The sequence below is a fragment of the Rhodococcus sp. NPDC059179 genome (assembly GCF_042754885.1).
Lineage (GTDB): Bacteria > Actinomycetota > Actinomycetes > Mycobacteriales > Mycobacteriaceae > Rhodococcus_G.
In genome coordinates this window covers 202,440-222,872 of the sequence record NZ_JBHZBV010000002.1, presented here as the reverse complement: position 1 = coordinate 222,872, position 20,433 = coordinate 202,440, and the positions used below count along the sequence as shown (strand labels likewise).

Genomic DNA, 20,433 nt, shown 5'->3' with positions numbered 1-20,433 from the left:
TCCACGCGGGGATAGGCTGGCGAAGTGCCCCTACCGCGCAGGCTCGCCGAGATCAACAGGGTGGTCACCAATCGTGTCACCCGGCTCGGCGCGGGCTGGTTGCCGGGCTACGCGATCGTGCTGCACCGCGGCCGTCGATCGGGACGGTTGTATCGGACGCCGGTCAACGTCTTCCGTCGCGGCGACGGGTACCGGTTCGCGCTGACCTATGGACCCGGCAGCGATTGGGTGCGGAATGTGCTGGCCGCCGGGCATTTCGATATCACCACCGGTGGTCGGCTGATCACGCTCGTCGAACCCCGCGTTGTCCGGGACCCTTCAGCGGGATGGGCGCCGCACGGCGTCCGCCTGGTACTCCGCCGGGTCGGTGCCGACACGTACCTTCAGTGCCGGATCGAGCACTGAGCCCGCTGAACCACCGGGCCTCGCGGAGGGGCGGTCTGCCGCCCGAAACGGCTTGGCGCAGACCGGAAGCAGGGCGATGGACTCCGCAAAGGTGCGAACAGATTCCATCCGGAATGTCCGGCTTCTTTACCTGAGATAATGTCATAACGCAGCTTATCGGCATTTGGGCCGAACTGGGACAGTCGCGCACCGAACGATCTCGAACAAGCCTCGAGGGCGGGGGTTCGGCGCCCGAGGGGGACCGAACATCGACTCGGTGACGTAGTGAATCGTGCTCGGTGGCCCGGTTGTGTTTCGATTCGAGGGTGGTTGGCGAGGACCGGCAGGGCGCACGCGTGAACATCCGGGTTGCGGTTGCGCAGCCGACGACCGCGCTCGGCTGCCTCTCGGACAACGTTGCCGCACACGCGGCGGCGGTGAATCGTGCTGCCGCCGATCTCGTCGTCTTCCCGGAGATGTCGTTGAGCGGATACGCGATGGACGCGCCGACGATCGCTCTCGACGACCCGCTCCTCGTTCCGCTGATAGCGGCATGCCGGCGCACGGGCGCCATCGCCCTGGCCGGGGCTCCGGTCCACACCGGCACCGGCGGCCGGGGCATCGGAGTGCTCGCCGTGTCCGGCGACGGAGTCACCGTGGCCTACATCAAGATGTCCCTCGGTGCGGACGAGGCACGGCACTTCGAGTCCGGTCACGCTCCGGCGAGTATCGAGGTGCGAGGCAGGCGGGTCGGCATCGGGGTGTGCCGGGATACGAGAGTCGCGCATCACCTCGACAGCACCGCCGCCCTCGGCGTCGACGTGTATGTGGCGGGCCTGGTCCACGCGCCTGACGAGCTGGCCGAACTCGGCGCCCGGGCGCGGAGGATCTCGACGGCATATGACGTGCCGGTTGCATTCGCAGGGTTCGCCGGGCCGACCGGTGGTGGTTTCGGGCAGACCAGCGGCGGCTCGGGAGTGTGGGATCGAACCGGGACCGTGCTGCGGCAGCTCGGAGCCGAGCCGGGCGCGGTCGCCACGGCGGACCTGTGACCCGACCGGCGACGCCACGGCACCGCATAGGGGGAACGGTCGAAAGATCGAGCGGGTCGACGATCTAGGCTCGTGGGCATGCAGCGCATCATCGGTATCGAGGTCGAGTACGGGATTTCCTCCCCGACGGAGCCGACCGCGAACCCCATCCTGACCTCGACCCAGGCGGTGCTGGCCTACGCGGCCGCCGCCGGGGTGCCCCGAGCCAAGCGCACCCGCTGGGACTACGAGGTGGAATCGCCGCTGCGCGACGCCCGCGGATTCGACCTCGGCCGGTTCAGCGGTCCGGCGCCGGTGATCGACGCCGACGAGGTCGGCGCCGCGAACATGATCCTCACCAATGGCGCCCGGCTGTACGTCGATCACGCGCACCCCGAGTACTCCGCGCCCGAATGCACTGATCCGCTGGACGCGGTCATCTGGGACAAGGCGGGCGAGCGGGTGATGGAGGCGGCCGCTCGGCACGCCTCGAGCGTTCCCGGCGCCCCGCGGCTCCAGCTGTACAAGAACAACGTCGACGGCAAGGGCGCGTCGTACGGCACCCACGAGAACTACCTCTGCTCGCGGGAGACCCCGTTCTCGGCGATCATCGCCGGGCTCACGCCGTTCTTCGCGTCCCGGCAGGTGATCTGCGGGTCCGGTCGGGTCGGCATCGGGCAGTCCGGAGACGAGTCCGGTTTCCAGCTCTCCCAGCGCGCGGACTACATCGAGGTCGAGGTCGGCCTCGAGACCACCCTCAAGCGCGGCATCATCAACACCCGCGACGAGCCGCACGCCGACGCCGACAAGTACCGGCGCCTGCACGTGATCATCGGCGACGCGAACCTCGCCGAATGGTCGACCTACCTCAAGGTCGGCACCACCGCGCTGGTCCTGGACCTGATCGAGGCGGGGGTGGACCTGTCCGACCTGCAGCTCGCCCGGCCGGTGACCGCCGTGCACCTGATCAGTCACGACCCGACGCTACGACAGACTGTCGCACTGGCGGACGGGCGCGAGCTGACCGGCCTTGCGCTGCAACGGATCTACCACGAGCGGGTCGCCGCCTTCGTGGAGCGGCGGGGTAACGACGACCCTCGGGTGGCGGACCTGCTCGACAAGTGGGCCACGGTCCTCGACATGCTCGAGCGGGACCCGATGGAGTGCGCGCACCTGTTGGACTGGGTCGCGAAGCTGCGGCTGTTCGAGGGCTTCCGGCAGCGCGAGGGACTGGCGTGGTCGGCACCCAAGCTGCACCTGCTGGACCTGCAGTATTCGGATGTGCGCCTGGACAAGGGGCTCTACAACCGTCTGGTGGCGCGAGGCTCGATGGAACGGCTCGTCACCGAGCAGCAGGTGCTCGACGCGATCCGCAACCCGCCCACGGACACCAGGGCGTACTTCCGCGGCGAGTGCCTGCGCCGGTTCGGGGCCGACATCGCCGCGGCCAGTTGGGACTCGGTGATCTTCGACCTGGGAGGCGATTCCCTCGTCCGGATTCCCACGTTGGAGCCGCTGCGGGGCAGCAAGGCGCATGTCGGCAAGCTGCTTGAGTCGGTCGATTCGGCCGCTGACCTGGTCGATCAGCTCACCAGCTGAGACCGGAGCGCGCGACACGCTCGTCCACCACCTCAGGGTGCCTCGCACTCGGTAGGGTGGGGGTCCGTGCACGAGCGAGCGCACACTGGTTGTGCAGGTAGTTGTGCAAGACATAAGAGGAGGTCGGCGGCTATGGCGCAGGAGCAGACCAAGCGTAGTGGCGGTGGCGACGACGACGATGCCCCGATCGGCGACGGTGCCGCGGGACAGGAACGTCGGGAGAAGCTCGCCGAGGACACCGACGACCTCCTCGATGAGATCGACGACGTGCTCGAAGAGAACGCCGAGGACTTCGTGCGCGCGTACGTGCAAAAGGGCGGCCAGTGACGGCGGATCACCAGCGGTCCATGGTCGGGGGTGACCGGCTGCACTTCGGTTCGCAGCTGTCCTCGTTCTCCGATCACCTCCGCAAGCATGCGCCGGAACTGTTGCCGGAGAACCGGATCGACCTCGGTCGTCAGCGCGTGGGAAGGGGTGACGCGATGGACGCGGCGGACATCGCTCCGCACGGCACCACGATCGTCGCGCTGACCTTCGCAGGCGGCGTGCTGATCGCGGGCGACCGCCGGGCGACGATGGGAAACCTGATCGCCAGCCGTGACGTGGAGAAGGTGTACGTCACCGACGACTATTCGGCGGCCGGTATCGCGGGAACCGCGGGCGTCGCGATCGAGTTGGTGCGGCTGTTCGCCGTCGAACTCGAGCATTACGAGAAGATCGAGGGCGTGCCGCTCACATTCGACGGCAAGGCCAACCGGCTCTCCTCGATGGTGCGCGGCAACCTCCCGGCGGCGATGCAGGGCCTCGCCGTGGTGCCGCTGCTCGTCGGCTTCGACCTGGATTCGGCGACGCCGGAGAAGGCCGGGCGGATCGTGTCCTACGACGTGGTCGGCGGGCGGTACGAGGAGCGGGCCGGCTACCACGCGGTCGGTTCCGGATCGCTGTTCGCGAAGTCCGCGCTCAAGAAGACCTACGACCCGAAGGGGGACGAGGAGAGCGCGCTGCGGGCCGCGATCGAATCCCTCTACGACGCAGCAGACGACGATTCCGCGACCGGCGGGCCCGACGTGAGCCGCGGCATCTACCCGACGGCGGTCGTCATCACCGCGGCCGGTGCCGTCACCGTTTCCCAGGAACGGACGTCCGAGCTCGCCAAGACGGTTATCGCCGAGCGCACCAAGGCTGAGCACATCAAGGAACGGGGTGAGAACGCATGACGATGCCGTATTACGCCTCCGCCGAGCAGATCATGCGGGATCGCTCGGAGCTGGCACGCAAGGGAATCGCCAGGGGCCGCAGCGTCATCGTGCTGACCTACGCGCACGGCGTGCTGTTCGTCGCGGAGAACCCGTCCACCGCGCTGCACAAGGTGAGCGAGCTGTACGACCGGCTCGGGTTCGCCGCCGTCGGCAAGTACAACGAGTTCGAGAACCTGCGGCGGGCGGGCATCGTGCATGCCGACATGCGCGGCTACTCGTACGACCGTCGCGACGTGACGGGTCGCTCCCTGGCCAACGCCTACGCGCAGACCCTCGGCACCATCTTCACCGAGCAGCCCAAGCCGTACGAGGTGGAGATCTGCGTCGCCGAGGTGGGCCGCGTCGAACAGCCGAAACACGCTCAGCTCTACCGCATCACCTACGACGGGTCGATCGTCGACGAGCAGCACTTCGTGGTGATGGGCGGTGCGACCGAACCGATCAGCACCGAGCTGAAGGCGTCGTACAAGCCGGACCTCGAGCTCGGCCCCGCTGTCGAGATCGCGGTGAACGCGCTGCGGGTCGGCACCGGAATACCAGGCAACGGTGAGGCCGAACCGCGCGCCATCGGCGTCGAGGCCCTCGAGGTCGCGGTGCTTGACCAGACCCGCCCACGCCGGGCGTTCAAGCGGATCACCGGCACGGCGTTGTCCGGGTTGCTGCCCGCCAACATGGTCGCCGGGTCCTCGGACGCGAAGTTGCCCGAAGCCGCTCCCGAAGGTGACGAGGGAGCCGGCGCCGCCGGGAACGGCACCGGCAAGGCCTGACGGGGGTCACCGGGGCGGGAGCTCAGCGGTAGAGCCGCAACGCCAACGGTCTGCTGGCGAACCGGAAGCTGCGCCCCTGCCCGACCACCTCGCCATCGGTGGCGAGTGAGACGGCCTCGCCGTGCACCAGGGCCTCCAGGTCGGTCACCAGGCGGCGTTCGTAGCCGGCCGAGCCTCCCAGGGTGCCGGTCGCGGCTGCCAAGAGCAGCCGGGTCCGCGACCAGTGCCGGTCCGCGCGTAGGAATCGGACGTCGAGGCGGCCGAGATGCAGTTCCGGCCGCGACATCGGGACCTGATCGGACGGCGAGTAGCGGCCGTTGCCGACGAAGAGCATCCACACCGCGGTCCGGTGTCCGTCGAGGGACAGCTCGAGGGGCTGCGCCTCCGCGAGGACCCTCACCATCGCGGCGGCTGCGGCAGGCCACTTCCCGATCCGCGGCTCCCATCGTTCGCGCAGCCGAACCGCGTCCGGATAGCCGCCGAGGCTGGCCGTGTTGACGAACGGCAACGGCGTCCGCCCGTCCACGCACACGTCCGCGACGTCCAGCAGCACCGCGCGTCCCGACGCCAGCGCGTCTCGGGTGGCCTCGATGTCCTCGACCCCGGCGTCGCGCGCGAAATGGTTCAGCGTGCCGCCCGGGAACACCGCCAGCGCAAGGTCACTCCGGATGGCGGCCGCGGCCGCGGTCACCACCGTGCCGTCGCCGCCGCACACCCCCAGTGCGCGCGGCCGCTCGCGCGCGATCGCGTCGAGCAGTTGGTTGCCGACGTCCGTGTCCTGGTCCGCCTCGAGGAGCGTCGCGCCGGGCAGCGTCGCGGCCAGCTCGGTGGACGGGTCGTCGTCCGCCGCACCGGAGCCGGGGTTGACCAGGATCAGCACGCCCGCGCCGTCGGGAACCTCCGGCGCCTTCGCGGTCGGGCCGAGGGTCGCCGGGTCCTCGCTCCGCACCGCCCACCAGCGTCGAGTGAGTAGGGCCATGCCCCCACCCACCGCGGCGCCCGCCAGCACATCCGACGGCCAGTGCACGCCGATGTGCACCCGCGAATAGGCGACAGCTGCCGCCACCGGCGCGAGCAGCGCCGCGGTTGCGGGTGATTCCAGGGCCACCCCGGACACGAATGCGGCGGCGGAGGCCGCGTGGCCGGACGGGAACGACGAGGACGACGGGACCCGTCGCGCCTGCCGGTACACCGCCACCCACCCCTCTGGCGGGCGCCTGCGGGGGAGGGCAGGCTTGAGCACCCCGTTCGTCAGCGCGCTCGCGCCTCCGAGTGAGAGCAGTCCACGCACGGCCGCGCGCCGGGGCCGCCCGCCGAGCAGGAACAGGCAGGCACTGATCCCGAACCACATCACACCGTGATCAGCGGCCCGGCTGAGCGCCCTCAGGCCGCGGTCGGACGCGAGCGGCGCCAACGGCGAGACCCGCTCCGACGTGGTCATCTGTTCAGCGTAGGCGCCACGAAACGCCGTATGTAGGTATTGCTGTGAGCCGGTCAGAGGGGCGTTCGGCGCTGTACTGTCAGAGTGTGGAACGACGAATCATGGGCATTGAGACCGAGTTCGGTGTGACGTGCACCTTTCACGGCCATCGGCGGCTGAGCCCCGACGAGGTGGCTCGCTACCTGTTTCGCCGCGTGGTGTCCTGGGGCCGCAGCTCCAACGTCTTCCTCCGCAACGGCGCACGCCTCTACCTCGACGTGGGCTCGCACCCCGAGTACGCCACCGCCGAGTGCGACAGCCTGGCGCAGTTGGTCACCCACGACCGGGCGGGCGAGCGGGTCCTCGAGGACCTCCTGATCGACGCCGAGGAGCGGCTCGCCGAGGAGGGCATCGGCGGCGACATCTACCTGTTCAAGAACAACACCGACTCGGCAGGCAATTCGTACGGCTGCCACGAGAACTTCCTGGTGGTGCGGGCGGGCGAGTTCTCCCGGATCTCCGACGTTCTGCTGCCGTTCCTGGTGACCCGCCAGCTGATCTGCGGCGCGGGCAAGGTGCTGCAGACGCCGAAGGCGGCGACCTTCTGCCTCTCGCAGCGGGCCGAGCACATCTGGGAGGGTGTCTCCTCGGCGACCACCCGCTCGAGGCCGATCATCAACACCCGCGACGAGCCGCACGCCGACGCGGAAAAGTACCGCCGACTGCATGTCATCGTCGGCGACTCGAACATGTCGGAGACCACCACCATGCTCAAGGTGGGCACGGCGGCGCTGGTGCTTGAGATGATCGAGGCCGGGGTCGCGTTCCGCGACTTCGCGCTCGACAATCCGATCCGCGCGATCCGCGAGGTCAGCCACGACATGACCGGCAAGCGTCCGGTCCGGCTGGCAGGCGGACGCCAGGCCAGTGCGCTCGACATCCAGCGCGAGTATTACGCCCGCGCCGTCGAGCACCTCAAGACCCGCGAACACGACCCGCAGGTCGACCAGGTCGTCGAACTGTGGGGGCGCACCCTTGACGCCGTCGAGTCGCAGGACTTCGCGAAGGTCGACACCGAGATCGACTGGGTGATCAAGCGCAAGCTGTTCCAGCGGTACCAGGACAAGCACAACCTCGAGCTGTCGGACCCGAAGATCGCCCAGCTCGACCTGGCGTACCACGACATCAAGCGTGGGCGCGGCGTCTTCGACCTGCTGCAGCGCAAGGGGCTGGCCAAGCGTGTCACCGAGGACGAGCAGATCGACGAGGCGGTCAACACACCTCCGCAGACGACCAGGGCGAAGCTGCGCGGCGAGTTCATCTCGGCCGCCCAGGACGCAGGCCGCGACTTCACCGTGGACTGGGTGCACCTCAAGCTCAACGACCAGGCGCAGCGCACGGTGCTGTGCAAGGACCCGTTCCGTTCGGTCGACGAACGCGTGGAACGCCTCATTGCATCGATGTGAGTGCCGGACGGCCAACGATCTGGCACTAGGCTGCTGAGCCGTGGCGATCACCAAAGTCGAGCGGTTGATGAACCTGGTCATCTGTCTGCTCTCCACGCGGCAGTTCCTGACCGCCGAGAAGATTCGGCACAGCGTGGCGGGGTACGACGAATCTGCCAGCTACGAGGCGTTCAGCCGGATGTTCGAGCGGGACAAGAACGAGCTCCGCGATCTCGGCGTGCCGCTGGAGACCGGCCAGGCCACCCGCTACGGGACCGTGGAGGGGTACCGGATCAACCGGGACGCCTACGAGCTGCCTGACATCGATCTGAGCAGCGAGGAGGCCGCGGCCGTCGCGATCGCGGTGCAGTTGTGGGAGTCGCCGGAACTGACCTCGGCCGCCCAGGGCGCGCTGCTGAAGCTGCGCGCGGCGGGAGTGGTGGTCGACCAGGACTCCGCGTCGGCGATCATCACCGCGCTGCCCGCCCGTACCAGGGGATCCGAGCCGGCGCTGGAGAAGCTGCTGGCCGCGGTCGACGCCGGGCAGAGCGTTCGGTTCGAGCACCGGTCGGCCCGCAACGAGCCGCTGCGCACGCGCACCGTGCAGCCGTGGGGCGTGGTCACCCACGCCGGCCGCTGGTACCTGGTCGGGCACGACACCGACCGCGACGCCACCCGGACGTTCCGGCTGTCCCGGATCGGTGACGACGTCGCCGCGTTCGGGCCGGTGAACTCGGTACACAAGCCGGAGGGCGTGGACCTGCGCGAGATCGTGGACCGGATCGTCGGCTCGGGCGGCGTCACCGGCACCGCCACCGTGTGGGTGGCGGACGGTCGCGCCCAGGAACTGCGGCGGCTCGGGCGGGCGGCGTCGGATCGGACCGTCGGCGACCGGTCGGGCACTGTGCTCGAGATACCGGTGCGGTCATGGGACTGGGTGGCCAGGCTGATCGCAGGCTACGGGGAGGACGCGCTGGTGTTCGAGCCCGCGGAGCTGAGGGAGGACGTGCTGGACAAGCTGCGCTCGGCGCTGACGCCCGCGGGTGATCTGCCCGGGAGCGATGTGTCCGCGAGCGATGTGGAGGGCCGATGAGCCAGAAGCTGTCGTCCCGGCTTGCCCGGCTGCTGAACATGGTGCCGTACTTCATCGCCAATCCGGGGATGAGCGCCGCGGAGGCCGCCGCCGAGCTGGGGGTGAGCACCACCCAACTGATGAACGACCTGAACCAGCTGTGGATGTGCGGGCTGCCCGGGTACGGACCGGGCGACCTCATCGATCTCTCGTTCTCGGAGGAGAGCATCGAGGTGACCTTCTCGGCCGGCATCGACAGGCCCCTGCGACTCACCTCGACCGAGGCGACGGCGCTGCTGGTTGCCCTGCGTTCGCTCGTGGAGATGCCGGGCACCGCCGACCCGTCAGCGGTGCAGGGTGCGATCGCGAAGATCGAATCGGCCGCAGGCGTCGCGGCGGGCGGGTCCGTCGCCGGCGTGGGCGAGCGGGGCGAACAGGCGGAGGACCCGGTGGCCGCGACAGTTCGCTCGGCGGTGCGTCGAGGCCTGGCCCTGGAGCTGACCTACTTCTCCGCGTCGCGGGACGCGGTGTCGCAGCGAGTGGTGGACCCGGTACGCATCGTCCTGGTCGACAACCACAGCTACCTCCAGGCGTGGTGCAGGCAGGCCGGGGGAGTCCGGTTGTTCCGGTTCGACCGGATCGATGCGGCAACCGAGCTCGACGAGCCAGCCGCCGCGCCCGAGGACGCGCTGGAGGACGGGCATTCGATGGACCTGTTCCACGACGACCCGACGCTGCCGCAGGCCCGGCTGCTGATCGCGCCGGAGCACGCCTGGGTGATGGATTACTACCCGATGACAGAGGTCGTCGTCGCCGACGACGGCTCGATCGAGGCGTCGATGCGGTACGGCTCGCAGGACTGGATGACCCGGCTGATGGTCGGGTTCGGGCCGGGTGTCCGGGTGCTCGGCCCGGACGATCTGACGGCGTCCGTTCGAAACCGTGCGCAGGTCGCTCTCGCCGCCTATCGTGGGGCCGCGACCGCCGGCTGACCCGCACTCTCCGCGGGTCATCGACCCCGCTGGTCCGGTAGCATCGAATCATCTGAAACCTGGAGGTAAAAATGGGAGCCATGAGCCCCTGGCACTGGGCCATTGTGGCGCTGGTCGTCGTCATCCTGTTCGGCTCGAAGAAGCTTCCCGACGCCGCTCGCGGACTGGGTCGGTCGCTGCGGATCTTCAAGAGCGAGGTCAAGGAGATGCAGAACGACGGCACCCCGGCCGCCTCGGCACCCGTCGCCCCGCCCGCCGAGCTGCCCGCCGCGGCACCGGTCGCCGACACGACGCAGTCCGCGGTCACTCACACCGAGCCGCGGGCTTCCTAGCCGATTCCGACGGTCCCGGGGTGCGCATCGCGCCCCGGGTCGACTGCTGACCAAGAACCAGGGCCCACTGTGCGCATCCCTTTCGACCCGCGGCGGAGCAAACGCAGGGTCAATCCCGACGGCAGCATGTCGCTGATCGATCACCTGTACGAGCTGCGGACCCGGTTGCTGCTCGCGATTCTCGGCATCCTGATCACCACCGCCTTCGGTTTCTTCTGGTACTCGCACGAGATCCTCGGCATGCAGAGCCTGGGCGAGCTGATGCGCGGGCCGTACTGTTCGCTGCCCCCGGAGAGCCGCGCAGCACTCACCGAGGACGGTGGCTGCCGGCTCCTGGCCACAGGACCGTTCGACCAGTTCATGCTCCGGTTCAAGGTGGCGTTCACCGCGGGCGTGGTGCTCGCCTGCCCGATCTGGCTGTACCAGCTGTGGGCGTTCATCACGCCCGGGCTGTACTCCAAGGAACGCCGGTACGCCATCGGATTCGTCGCGGGTGGCGCCGCGCTGTTCGTCGCGGGTGCGGTGCTCGCCTACGTTGTCGTATCGAAGGCGTTGCACTTCCTGCTCACCATCGGCGGCGACGTCCAGGTGACAGCGCTCAGCGGATCCGAGTACTTCGGATTCGTGGTCAATCTCATCATCATCTTCGGCGTCAGCTTCGAGATCCCGTTGCTGATCGTGGCGCTCAACGCCGTCGGCGTGCTCAGCTACGAGAAGCTCAAGGCCTGGCGCCGCGGGATCATCATGGGGCTGTTCGTGTTCGCCGCGATCGCCACACCCGGCCAGGACCCGTTCTCGATGCTCGCGCTGGCGTTCGCATTGGTCATCCTCGTCGAGTTCTCCATTCAGATCGCGCGGCTCAACGACAAGCGCAGGTCCCGCAAGCAGGAGGAGGGCTGGGGCTCCCTCGACGACGAGGAGGCCTCGACCATTTCCGGCGCGACACCGCTCGACGAGACGACGACGGTTCCCGCCGCGACACCGGTAGGCGACCTGTCCGACACGCTCTGACGCCCCGGCCACAGGGGAGTGGCTAACCTGGCTGTGTGGAACTCGAGACCTTCGCGGCGCAGCTGAGCTTTCCGCTCGACCCCTTCCAGAACGAGGCCTGCCGGGCGCTGGAGGCGGGGCACGGGGTGCTGGTGTGCGCGCCCACCGGTGCAGGCAAGACGGTGGTCGGTGAGTTCGCCGTACACCTGGCGCTCACGTCGGGCCGAAAGTGCTTCTACACCACTCCGATCAAGGCGCTGAGCAACCAGAAGTACGCCGACCTGGTCGACCGGTACGGCAAGGCCTCGGTCGGGCTGCTCACCGGCGACCTGAGCATCAACCCGGAGGCTCCGGTGGTGGTGATGACCACCGAGGTGCTGCGCAACATGCTGTACGCGAACTCCCCGGTGCTGCGCGGTCTCTCGCATGTGGTGATGGACGAGGTGCACTACCTGGCGGACCGGTTCCGCGGCGCGGTGTGGGAGGAGGTCATCCTGCACCTGCCCGAGGACGTCCGTCTGGTCAGCCTGTCCGCGACCGTCAGCAACGCCGAGGAGTTCGGCGCCTGGATGGAGACCGTGCGCGGGGACACCGAGATCATCGTCGACGAGGTCCGGCCGGTGCCGCTGTGGCAGCACATCATGGTGGGCCGCAGGCTCTTCGACCTGTTCGACAGCGATGCGCAGGCGTCGGACAGCGGCGCCAAGCTGATCGTCGACCGTGAGCTGGTCCGGCATCTCAAGCAGCGCCAGGCACTCGACCGGTCGGACTCGTGGCAGCCACGCGGGCGGGGCCGCGGCGACCGCGGCGGCTCGAACAGTAACTTCCGGCCGCTGGCCCGGCCCGAGGTGATCGCGCGCCTCGACGAGGAGGGTCTGCTGCCCGCGATCACCTTCATCTTCAGCCGCGCGGGCTGCGATGCGGCGGTCGCCCAGTGCCTCCGGTCGCGGCTGCGGCTGACCACCGAGGATCAGGCCGCCGCGATCACCACGATCATCGACAAGCACACCGGGGAACTGCCGCGTGCCGATCTGGAAGTGCTCGGCTACTGGGAGTGGCGCGAGGCCCTGGAACGGGGCATCGCCGCGCATCACGCCGGAATGCTGCCCGCGTTCCGGCACACCGTCGAAGAGCTGTTCGTCAACGGATTGGTGCGGGCGGTATTCGCGACCGAGACGCTGGCGCTTGGCATCAACATGCCGGCCCGGACCGTGGTGCTCGAGCGGCTGGTCAAGTTCAACGGTGAGACGCACGCCGAGCTCACCCCCGGCGAGTACACCCAGCTCACCGGTCGGGCGGGCAGGCGCGGCATCGACGTCGAGGGCCACGCCGTGGTGCTCTGGCAGCCGGGGATCGAGACCACCGAGGTGGCGGGCCTCGCCTCGACCCGAACCTTTCCGCTGCGGAGCTCGTTCCGGCCCGCGTACAACATGTCGATCAACCTCATCGACCGGATGGGCGCGGTGGAATCACGCTCGCTGCTAGAGCGATCGTTCGCGCAGTTCCAGGCGGACCGGTCCGTGGTCGGGATCGTCCGCACGATCGAACGCAACAGGCTCGCGCTCGCGGAGCTGAGCGAGCAGCTCGGCGGCGTGGACGGCGAGTTCTTCGAGTACGCCCAACTGCGGGAACGGGTTCGCACCCGGGAACGCCAGCTGGAGAAGCAGGGTCGCACGGACCGCCGACAGGACGCGGTGAGCTCCCTGACCGCACTCCGGCGCGGCGACGTCATCGCGATACCGGTCGGCCGTCGGTCCGGGCTGGCTGTTGTGCTCGAGACGGATTCCGACCCGACGGACCCGCGACCGCTGGTGCTCACCGAGGACAAGTGGGCGGGGCGCATCTCCGCGGCGGACTTCCCCGCACCAGCCAAATCGCTGGGCAGCATGCGGCTGCCGCGCCACGTCGACCACCGAACCGCCCGCAGCCGAAAGGATCTCGCCTCGGCGCTGCGCAGCACCGGAATCGTGCCGCCCGGCAGGTACAGCAAGCGGAAGTCGCCCGCGGCCAGCGACCGCGAGTTGGCGACGTTGCGCCGGGCGTTGCGCTCGCACCCGTGCCACACCGCGCCGGACCGCGAGCAGCTCAGCCGGATCGGCGAGCGGTACAACACGCTGGCCCGCGAGACCGAGACGCTGCGGCAGAAGGTCGCGGCGACGACGAACTCGTTGGCCCGCACCTTCGACCGCATCGTCGCGCTGCTAGCGGAACGCGAGTACATAGAGCCGGAGGGGCACGGCATCACCGAGAACGGGCAGCGCCTGAGCCGGATCTATTCCGAGAGTGACCTGCTCGTCGCGGAGTGTCTGCGGGGCGGTCTGTGGAAGGGGCTCGGGCCGGCCGAGTTGGCGGGCGTCGTGTCGACGATGGTGTACGAGTCGCGGCAGGACGGGGACATCGGCGACCGCGGTCCGACCGGGCCCACTCGGCACGCACTGACGCGGACCCTTCAGCTGTGGAGCGAACTGCGTGCCGACGAGGTGCGGCACAAGCTGCCGCTCACGCGGGAACCGGACTTCGGTTTCCTCTCCGCTATCTACAAGTGGGCGCGTGGCGAGCCCCTCGTCGATGCGCTGCTCGCCGCGGGTGATCGCGGACAGGCGCTCTCCGCAGGCGATTTCGTCCGTTGGTGCAGGCAGGTGATCGATCTCCTCGATCAGGTGCAGTCCACCGCGCCCGACCGGGAGGTGCGGGCCGCGGCAACCAAGGCGGTGCACGCCATCCGCCGTGGTGTGGTCGCCATCGACGCGGCCTGAGCGCGCCGCATCTGATCGGATTCGACCGCTCGTCGGGCGCCCGCTCCGTTTGACCTCGGGATGGGACGCCGCGAGGGACTACGGTGTACGTCAACACAACCTTCAGGGGAGGCAACGATGAGTGGCCCGGTCGGACCCAGCCATCCAGACGAGCGCCGGGGGGCGTCCAGCGAGGACCAGTCGGGGACAGGTGAGCCGTCACCCGCCGAGGCCTCGGCCCCAGGAGCGAACCCTCCGCAGGTAGGCGGCGAAGCCGCCGATGCGCAGTCGCAGCAGCAGAGCGGCGACCAGACGCAGCAGATCCAATGGCCGCAGCACCCCGGGGCCGAGGCGACGCAGGCGTATCCGGCTGCGCAACAGCCTTACCCGGGCGCCGAGAATCCGCAGGCGCCCGTGCCACCCCAGTACCACGGACAGCCGTACCCCGGTCAGCAGTATCCGGGACAGCAATATCCCGGTCAGCAGCAGTACCCGGGTCAGCAATACCCGGCGCAGCCCCAGCCCGACGAGCAGCAGTGGAGTCAGCAGGCCTGGGGAGCAGCGCAGCAGTCGGCGCAGCCACAGACCGGCGCTCAGCCGCAGTACCCGTCGTATTCCGCTCCGCAGCAGCCGTATCCCGGTCAGCAGCAATACCCGGGTCAGCCGCAATACCCGGGACAGCAGTACCCCGGTCAGCAGCAGTACCCGGCGCAGCCCCAGGCCGACCAGCAGCAGTGGGGACAGCAGGCATGGGGAGCGCAGCAGCCGGGGCAGGCCCAGGCCGGTGCCCAGCCGCAGTTCCAGGCGTACAACGCACCGCATCAGCAGTATTCCGGCCAGCAGGGGCAGTACCAGCAGGGCGGATACCCGCAACCCGGCCAGCCCGGGCAGCCGCAGTGGGGTGCGCCGGTCTCCACGCCGCCCGGGGGCGGTTCGTCGAAGCTGCCGTTGTGGATTGCCCTGGGCGCCTGCGCAGTCGTGGTGCTCGGTGTCATTGCCGCGATCGCCGGGTTCGCATCCTTCGGCGGGACTGACACGCTGGACCGGGCTGCCGTGGAGAAGGGCGTCGAGCAGGTAGTCACCGGCTCCTACGGGATCAAGGACGTCGGCGACGTGACCTGCCCAGCCGACCAGAAGGTCGAGGAGGGTAGGAGTTTCACCTGCGACCTGACCGTCGACGGCGAGCCGCAGCAGGTGACCGTGACGTTCACCGACGACACCGGCACCTACGAGGTCAGTCGGCCGACGAATAAGTAGGTTCGGCCTTCTGTTGACCGATCGGCTAGCGGAACACCATGGCGATGGTTCCCGCAGACGCCTGGACGAGACTATTTGTAGAAGCCGTCGCGCAGGTTGATGCCGTGTTCGGCCCACACCTTCAGTGCGGCGAGCATGCCCGTCCAGCCCTGGCAGTTGCCGAAGGCGTGCGTGGCGCCGTCCTTGGTCGGCAACCAGGCGGATTCGGTGATCGTCACCAGAGTGCGGGTGTCATCGTCCACGGTTTCGAACTCGAAGGTGGTGGTGGTCTTGCCGGTGTCGCCGGCGGTCGCAGTGCCTGCCCACTCGATGACGATGCGCTTGGGCGGCGTCGCCTCGACGACGGTAACGGGGAAGGCGCCTGGAAAGTCGTGGAAGTCCCAGGTGACCTCGGCGCCCGCCTCGAGGCGTCCCTGGGCGCCGCCGGTTGTGAAGTAGCTCGAGAGTTGCTCCGGGTCGGCGACGGCCTCGTACACCTCGGCGCGGGGGCGTGAGACGTAGCCGGAAACCGTGAACGCGAGCTCGGTCAGGCTGGTCGAATCATTCATGTTGTAATCTTACAACATGAATGGGCATGGCGGCGAGAGCGCGGACGACGACAGGGTCTTCAAGGCGCTGTCCTCCCGGACCAGGCGCCGGATGCTCGACGTTCTCAAGGATTCTCCTTGCATGACCGGCGAACTGTGCGCCCACTTTCCCGAGCTCGACCGCACGACGGTGCTGCAGCACCTTCGGGTGCTCGAGCGGGCGGCACTGGTCACCGGCCACAAGGTCGGACGCGAACGACGGCTGGCGTTGGCGCCATTGCCGATCAAGCGAATCCACGACCGCTGGATCGGCGAGTACACGCGCGCCGCCGTCGAGCTGCTGCACCGGCTCGACGGCGAATGACGGCCCCCGAGTCGGCGCTGACCGGCCGCCCGACCGCAGGCGATTTGCCGGGCGGCCGGTCAGCGCACGATGCGGACCGGCTGGGAACCGGTCGTCGCAATCACGGTCGATCCCTGGGTGAGCGTGACCGTGACCATGCCACCGGATTCGTCAGGCAGCACGCGACCGGGCGCGATGAGGTCGCCCGACCAGGTGTGCTGGGTGCTGTCGCAGTCGACCAGAACGGCGCCGTCGAGTTGCACGGCGATCGGGCCGCCGCCACCACCTCGGAGCATTTGTTCCAGCGAGCCGTCCACGACATCGACTCCCGCGGTGCCGCCGCCATGGCAGGTGGCCGTCCCGCGAATGCTCAACGTGGTGACGTTGTAGGTCAGTTCGGGCTCGACCGTGATCGACGCGGGCGCCTGGCCAGATGAGGCGGCCGCGGTGATTCCCCAACAGGCTGTCGCCGCGGCGAGAACTGCCAGGCGCGAGCGAAGCGAACTGCGGAACGTGATGGCCCTCATGTCGATGTCCGATAGCAAGATGTCCGATCAACCAGTAGGTCATCTTACTCGCGGTCAACCGTCTAACCCGAGATCAAGCCCACCAAGACGGCTGCGCCAGCGGCAAGGCACCAATGCGTGTGCGGTCCGGCACGAGCGTGCGCGGTCAGCCGTGGCGGGTGGCTTCCTGCGCGAGTTGTACGCGAGAGGTCAGTCCGAGTTTGGTGTAGACGTGGGTGAGGTGGGTTTGCACGGTGCGCGGTGAGACGAGGAGCCGTGTCGCGATGTCATTGTTGGCGAGCCCTTCGCCGACCAGGCGGACGACGCTCCGCTCGGTTGGGGTGAGCGAGGCCCAACCGCTGGTCTGGCGTTTCCGTTCGCCGCGACGGCGCTGCGCATAGGCGATCGCTTCGTCGGTGGACAGGCCCGCGCCCTCGGCCCATGCGGATTGAAAGTCCTTCTCCATCCCGTCGTGAATCGCGGCCACCGAGAATTCGACAAAGGCGTCGAAGATCTTGAAGCGGACCTGGCCGCTGCGCTGGCGGATGGCGTCGGCGGCGCCGAACAGTCGCGCGGCTTCGCGGTGACTGCCACCGCCGACTGCGAGGGCGGCCAGGCACTCCAGGGCGTCGGGAACGGCGCTGTATGCCCCATTGTCGGCGGCGGTTACGAGTGCGTCGTGCGCGTCGCGGCCGGCCTGTCCGGGCTCACCCTGCGCGATCGCAACGCCCGCGCGCGTCGTAAGCGCCAGCGACCGGTGAAATCCGCCCGTCGCGGCGACCGCCTCGTCGGCCAAGCGCCGGGCCGCGATCAGATCGCCGCGCGCGAGTGCAGTTTGGGCTGAGTAAGTGGTCCAGATTGCCGCCATCTTGGGCTGAACATCGAGGTGGGGCCACCCCGTTGCGATCGCGTCGTCCGCCGCCGCACCATCACCCGCGGCGAGGGTCGCAACAGTCAGCGCCGCGTAGGCGAGGCCCGGGAAGAACCCACCGAGGTCCGCCGCGGCCTCGACGGCCGAGTTGGCCATCTCCTGCGCCGCATCCGGGTCCCCGTGGTGCGCCAGCATGACGGCCTGCATGAATAGGGCGCAGCACCCCCAGTACGTGTCGTGAGCGGCGTCGGCCTCGGCAATCACCTCGCCCAACTGCGCGACGGCCCCAGCCGAATCACCGGTCATCCCCTGTGCCACACCGAGACACCAGAGACACCCATGCCAGACGAACCGGTCACCGATGGCGCCTGCGAGGTCGCGTCCTTCTTCGCCGGCCGTGCGCGCCGCGGTCGGATCGCCCGTCATGACCCCCGCGAACGCCTGCCAATTCAAGACATAGCCGAGCCTCCACCGGTCGCCTGTCGTCCGCGCGAGGCCGATCGCCTCGGCGAGGTACGGCCGGGCCACCTCGGGGTCATAGGCGGCGATGCCGCCGCACGCGGTCAGGGCCCGCAGCACGAGGGCGGGGTCGTCGACTTCCCGCGCGATCGCCAGGGCTTGGAGGGCTTGCTCCATGCTGTCGGTGGCACCCATCATCGCGTTGAGCGTGGCCTTGTCGGCCAGCGCACGCGCGCGCACCGCAGGCGCTACCTCGACCGGGTGTGCATCTTGGTCGGTGAGCACGGCGTCGAACCAGGTCAGCCCTTCCCGGATCCGCCCCCGTGCGAGCCACAGCGGCTGCAGTGATGACGCCAGCTGCGACGCGAGCTCGAAATCGGAATGCTCGCGGCTCCATGCGAACGCGGCCCGCAGGTTGTCGATCTCGGTTTCGGTCTGCTCGAGACGCTGCTCGTGGCCGGGACGTGCTGGGGGGTCGAGCAGGGCCGCCATGGCCGTGTAGTGACCGCGGTGACGGGCACGAGCAGCGTCCGCCTGGCCCGACTCGCCGAGCTTTTCCCGTGCGTACTGGCGCACTGTCTCCAGCAACCGGTATCGCATTGGGCCACTTGTGCTTTCGGCCACAACAAGGGACTTGTCGACCAACAGGGTGAGAAGGTCGAGGACTTGGTCGCGTTCCACGTCGCCGCCCACGGCGACCGCTTCTGCGGCGTCGAGGTCGAACCCGCCCATAAAGACGGCCAGCCGGGCGAACAAGACGCGTTCGGGCTCGGTCAACAGTGCGTGTGACCAGTCGACCGAGGCACGCAACGTTTGCTGGCGGGGCACCGCAGTGCGTGCGCCCCCGGTCAGCAGCCGGAAGCGGTCATGTAGGCCGTCGCTGATCTCGGTCAGCGACAAGACGCGCACCCGCGATGCGGCCAGCTCGATCGCCAGCGGCACGCCGTCGACGCGCCGGCAGATCTGCGCAGCCCTGGCGGCGTTGTCGTCGGTGAGGCGGAAATCGGGTCGGACCTGTCGCGCGCGGTCGGTGAACAACTCGATCGCCTCATCGGCCAGCGACAGCGACGGCACCCGCCAGGTCACCTCGCCTGCCACCCCGATCGGTTCGCGACTGGTCGCCGCAACGGTCACCGCCGGGCACCGGCCCAGCAGGGCAACCACCAGCGCCGCACACGCGTCCAGCAGGTGCTCGCAATTGTCCAGCACCAGCAGCATCCGACGGTCGCCGACAAACCGCAGCAGTGAGTGCATCGTGGAACGGCTCGGCTGGTCGGGCAGGCCCAGCGCGCGAATCACCGCAACCGGCACCAGATCGGGATCGGTAATCGGCGCCAGATCGACGTACCACACGCCGTCACCGAAGCCACCGCCGATCTGGGCCGCCACCCGCACCGCCAGGCGTGTCTTACCCACACCGCCGGCGCCGGTGAGCGTCACGAGCCGGTTGTCGGCCATGATCTGCCGCACCTCGTTCATTTCGGCTCGGCGGCCAACAAAACTCGACAGCTGCGCCGGAAGGTGCAGGGCGACTACGGTGTCCGGTGCGCGTAGCGGCGGGAACTCCATGCGCAGGTCGGGGTGGCACAGCTGCACCACCCGTTCCGGGCGGGGCAGATCACGGAGATCATGGGTGCCGAGATCGGTCAACCACGCGTCGGCTGGGAGTCGGTCGACGACCAGATCCTCAGTGGTGCCCGACAGGACCGTCTGGCCGCCGTGCGCCAGATCGCGCAGGCGTGCCGTCCGATTGATCGTCGGACCGATGTAGTTGCCCTCGTCACGCAGCTGCACCTCCCCGGTATGCACACCGATACGCAGCCGGATCGGCGCCAGCGGTGCGCGCTGTAACGCCAAGGCGCACGAGACCGCGTCGCTCGCACGGGTGAATGCGACCACGAAGCTATCGCCTTCGCCCTGTTCGACCGGTCGCACGCCGTCATGGGCGGCAACGATGTCGCACACGATGCGATCCAGCCGCGCGACGGCGGCCGTCATCTCCTCGGGTTGGTCCTGCCACAGCCTCGTCGAGCCCTCGACATCGGCCAGCAGCAACGTCACCGTCCCTGTCGGCAGCAGCTTGCTCACCGCCTTCATCGCTCCCGTTCAACCGCGGCGTATCGGCGCCCTTTGCTCATGCTAGCCAGCCTGCGGCGGCCAGATGCCGCAGAACATCAGCGGAATCGCGTAGACCGTCGCCCCGCCGCTCGGAATCTACGACCCCTCAGCGCGCCGATCTCCACGTTCTGACCGACGATCTCGCGCCGATTACAGCGAATAGTCGAGAGGTGTCGACCTGAGGAGACCGCCATGACGGTTCACGGCGCTGCTTCGGGATGGAGGTGGCCCTGCTCTCCGGTCGGCCAATGGGTGGAAAGCGAGTAGCCGACTACCCTAGCCGGCCCCACAGGGCCCGACAGACAATAGGTGTCCCGGCAATCTGT

The 20,433-nt window shown here is 68.9% G+C and carries 19 protein-coding genes; 14 read left to right on the top strand and 5 right to left on the bottom strand.

Features of this window, described 5'->3' with window-relative positions:
* Window positions 1-24 precede the first annotated feature (24 nt).
* The 6 genes from ACFXMV_RS06000 (at window position 25) to prcA (ending at window position 5,040) form a co-directional block, all read left to right on the top strand.
* Window positions 25-405: a nitroreductase family deazaflavin-dependent oxidoreductase gene (locus tag ACFXMV_RS06000; protein WP_378498620.1), complete on the top strand. Its 381-nt coding sequence runs from the start codon at window positions 25-27 to the stop codon at window positions 403-405.
* 335 nt (window positions 406-740) lie between these two features.
* The gene (locus tag ACFXMV_RS05995) at window positions 741-1,436 is read left to right on the top strand and encodes a carbon-nitrogen hydrolase family protein (RefSeq protein ID WP_378498621.1); all 696 of its coding nucleotides are present in this window, start codon (window positions 741-743) and stop codon (window positions 1,434-1,436) included.
* A gap of 78 nt (window positions 1,437-1,514) precedes the next feature.
* Window positions 1,515-3,014 carry a depupylase/deamidase Dop gene (gene dop / locus ACFXMV_RS05990; RefSeq protein ID WP_378498622.1) on the top strand — a complete coding sequence of 500 codons (1,500 nt, stop codon included), beginning with the start codon at window positions 1,515-1,517 and terminating at the stop codon, window positions 3,012-3,014.
* 132 nt (window positions 3,015-3,146) lie between these two features.
* The gene (locus ACFXMV_RS05985; protein ID WP_077041654.1) at window positions 3,147-3,341 is read left to right on the top strand and encodes a ubiquitin-like protein Pup; all 195 of its coding nucleotides are present in this window, start codon (window positions 3,147-3,149) and stop codon (window positions 3,339-3,341) included.
* Window positions 3,338-4,231 carry a proteasome subunit beta gene (prcB, locus tag ACFXMV_RS05980; RefSeq protein WP_378498623.1) on the top strand — a complete coding sequence of 298 codons (894 nt, stop codon included), beginning with the start codon at window positions 3,338-3,340 and terminating at the stop codon, window positions 4,229-4,231. The genes ACFXMV_RS05985 and prcB overlap by 4 nt, the downstream gene beginning before the upstream one ends.
* Window positions 4,228-5,040: a proteasome subunit alpha gene (gene prcA / locus ACFXMV_RS05975; RefSeq protein ID WP_378498624.1), complete on the top strand. Its 813-nt coding sequence runs from the start codon at window positions 4,228-4,230 to the stop codon at window positions 5,038-5,040. The genes prcB and prcA overlap by 4 nt, the downstream gene beginning before the upstream one ends.
* 22 nt (window positions 5,041-5,062) lie before the next feature.
* Here the strand turns inward: prcA and ACFXMV_RS05970 are convergent, their stop codons facing one another.
* A complete protein-coding gene (locus ACFXMV_RS05970; protein ID WP_378498625.1) occupies window positions 5,063-6,481 on the bottom strand; it encodes a phosphatase PAP2 family protein in 1,419 nt (472 codons plus the stop codon).
* Window positions 6,482-6,567: 86 nt separating this feature from the next.
* Between ACFXMV_RS05970 and pafA the strand changes: the two genes are divergently transcribed.
* The 6 genes from pafA to ACFXMV_RS05940 all read left to right on the top strand — a co-directional run bounded on the left by pafA (window position 6,568) and on the right by ACFXMV_RS05940 (window position 14,047).
* On the top strand, window positions 6,568-7,926 hold the full coding sequence (gene pafA / locus ACFXMV_RS05965; protein ID WP_378502755.1) for a Pup--protein ligase: 1,359 nt from the start codon (window positions 6,568-6,570) through the stop codon (window positions 7,924-7,926).
* 40 nt (window positions 7,927-7,966) lie between these two features.
* Window positions 7,967-8,998, top strand: coding sequence for a helix-turn-helix transcriptional regulator (locus ACFXMV_RS05960; RefSeq protein WP_378498627.1), 1,032 nt, complete (start codon window positions 7,967-7,969; stop codon window positions 8,996-8,998).
* Window positions 8,995-9,969, top strand: a complete 975-nt coding sequence (locus ACFXMV_RS05955; RefSeq protein WP_378498628.1) for a helix-turn-helix transcriptional regulator — start codon at window positions 8,995-8,997, stop codon at window positions 9,967-9,969. The genes ACFXMV_RS05960 and ACFXMV_RS05955 overlap by 4 nt, the downstream gene beginning before the upstream one ends.
* Before the next feature lie 71 nt (window positions 9,970-10,040).
* A complete protein-coding gene (tatA, locus tag ACFXMV_RS05950) occupies window positions 10,041-10,301 on the top strand; it encodes a Sec-independent protein translocase subunit TatA (RefSeq protein ID WP_378498629.1) in 261 nt (86 codons plus the stop codon).
* A gap of 69 nt (window positions 10,302-10,370) precedes the next feature.
* Window positions 10,371-11,312: a twin-arginine translocase subunit TatC gene (gene tatC, locus ACFXMV_RS05945; protein ID WP_378498630.1), complete on the top strand. Its 942-nt coding sequence runs from the start codon at window positions 10,371-10,373 to the stop codon at window positions 11,310-11,312.
* A gap of 35 nt (window positions 11,313-11,347) precedes the next feature.
* Window positions 11,348-14,047 carry a DEAD/DEAH box helicase gene (locus ACFXMV_RS05940; RefSeq protein WP_378498631.1) on the top strand — a complete coding sequence of 900 codons (2,700 nt, stop codon included), beginning with the start codon at window positions 11,348-11,350 and terminating at the stop codon, window positions 14,045-14,047.
* Between the two features lie 198 nt (window positions 14,048-14,245).
* Here the strand turns inward: ACFXMV_RS05940 and ACFXMV_RS05935 are convergent, their stop codons facing one another.
* Window positions 14,246-14,899: a hypothetical protein gene (locus ACFXMV_RS05935; RefSeq protein ID WP_378498632.1), complete on the bottom strand. Its 654-nt coding sequence runs from the start codon at window positions 14,897-14,899 to the stop codon at window positions 14,246-14,248.
* A 75-nt stretch (window positions 14,900-14,974) separates the two neighbouring features.
* Here ACFXMV_RS05935 and ACFXMV_RS05930 point away from each other — a divergent pair, with 75 nt between their 5' ends.
* Window positions 14,975-15,283 (top strand): DUF4333 domain-containing protein, encoded by a 309-nt coding sequence (locus ACFXMV_RS05930; protein ID WP_378498633.1) that lies wholly within the window; start codon window positions 14,975-14,977, stop codon window positions 15,281-15,283.
* Between the two features lie 71 nt (window positions 15,284-15,354).
* Here ACFXMV_RS05930 and ACFXMV_RS05925 read toward each other — a convergent pair whose 3' ends face one another.
* On the bottom strand, window positions 15,355-15,831 hold the full coding sequence (locus ACFXMV_RS05925) for an SRPBCC domain-containing protein (protein WP_378498634.1): 477 nt from the start codon (window positions 15,829-15,831) through the stop codon (window positions 15,355-15,357).
* A 16-nt stretch (window positions 15,832-15,847) separates the two neighbouring features.
* On the opposite strand from ACFXMV_RS05925, the gene ACFXMV_RS05920 reads away from it, so the two are divergent.
* Window positions 15,848-16,174: an ArsR/SmtB family transcription factor gene (locus tag ACFXMV_RS05920; RefSeq protein ID WP_378502754.1), complete on the top strand. Its 327-nt coding sequence runs from the start codon at window positions 15,848-15,850 to the stop codon at window positions 16,172-16,174.
* 59 nt (window positions 16,175-16,233) lie between these two features.
* Here ACFXMV_RS05920 and ACFXMV_RS05915 read toward each other — a convergent pair whose 3' ends face one another.
* Both ACFXMV_RS05915 and ACFXMV_RS05910 read right to left on the bottom strand, forming a co-directional pair.
* Window positions 16,234-16,680, bottom strand: coding sequence for a hypothetical protein (locus tag ACFXMV_RS05915; RefSeq protein ID WP_378611374.1), 447 nt, complete (start codon window positions 16,678-16,680; stop codon window positions 16,234-16,236).
* Window positions 16,681-16,825: 145 nt separating this feature from the next.
* On the bottom strand, window positions 16,826-20,086 hold the full coding sequence (locus ACFXMV_RS05910; protein WP_378503134.1) for a LuxR C-terminal-related transcriptional regulator: 3,261 nt from the start codon (window positions 20,084-20,086) through the stop codon (window positions 16,826-16,828).
* Between the last annotated feature and the right edge of the window lie 347 nt (window positions 20,087-20,433).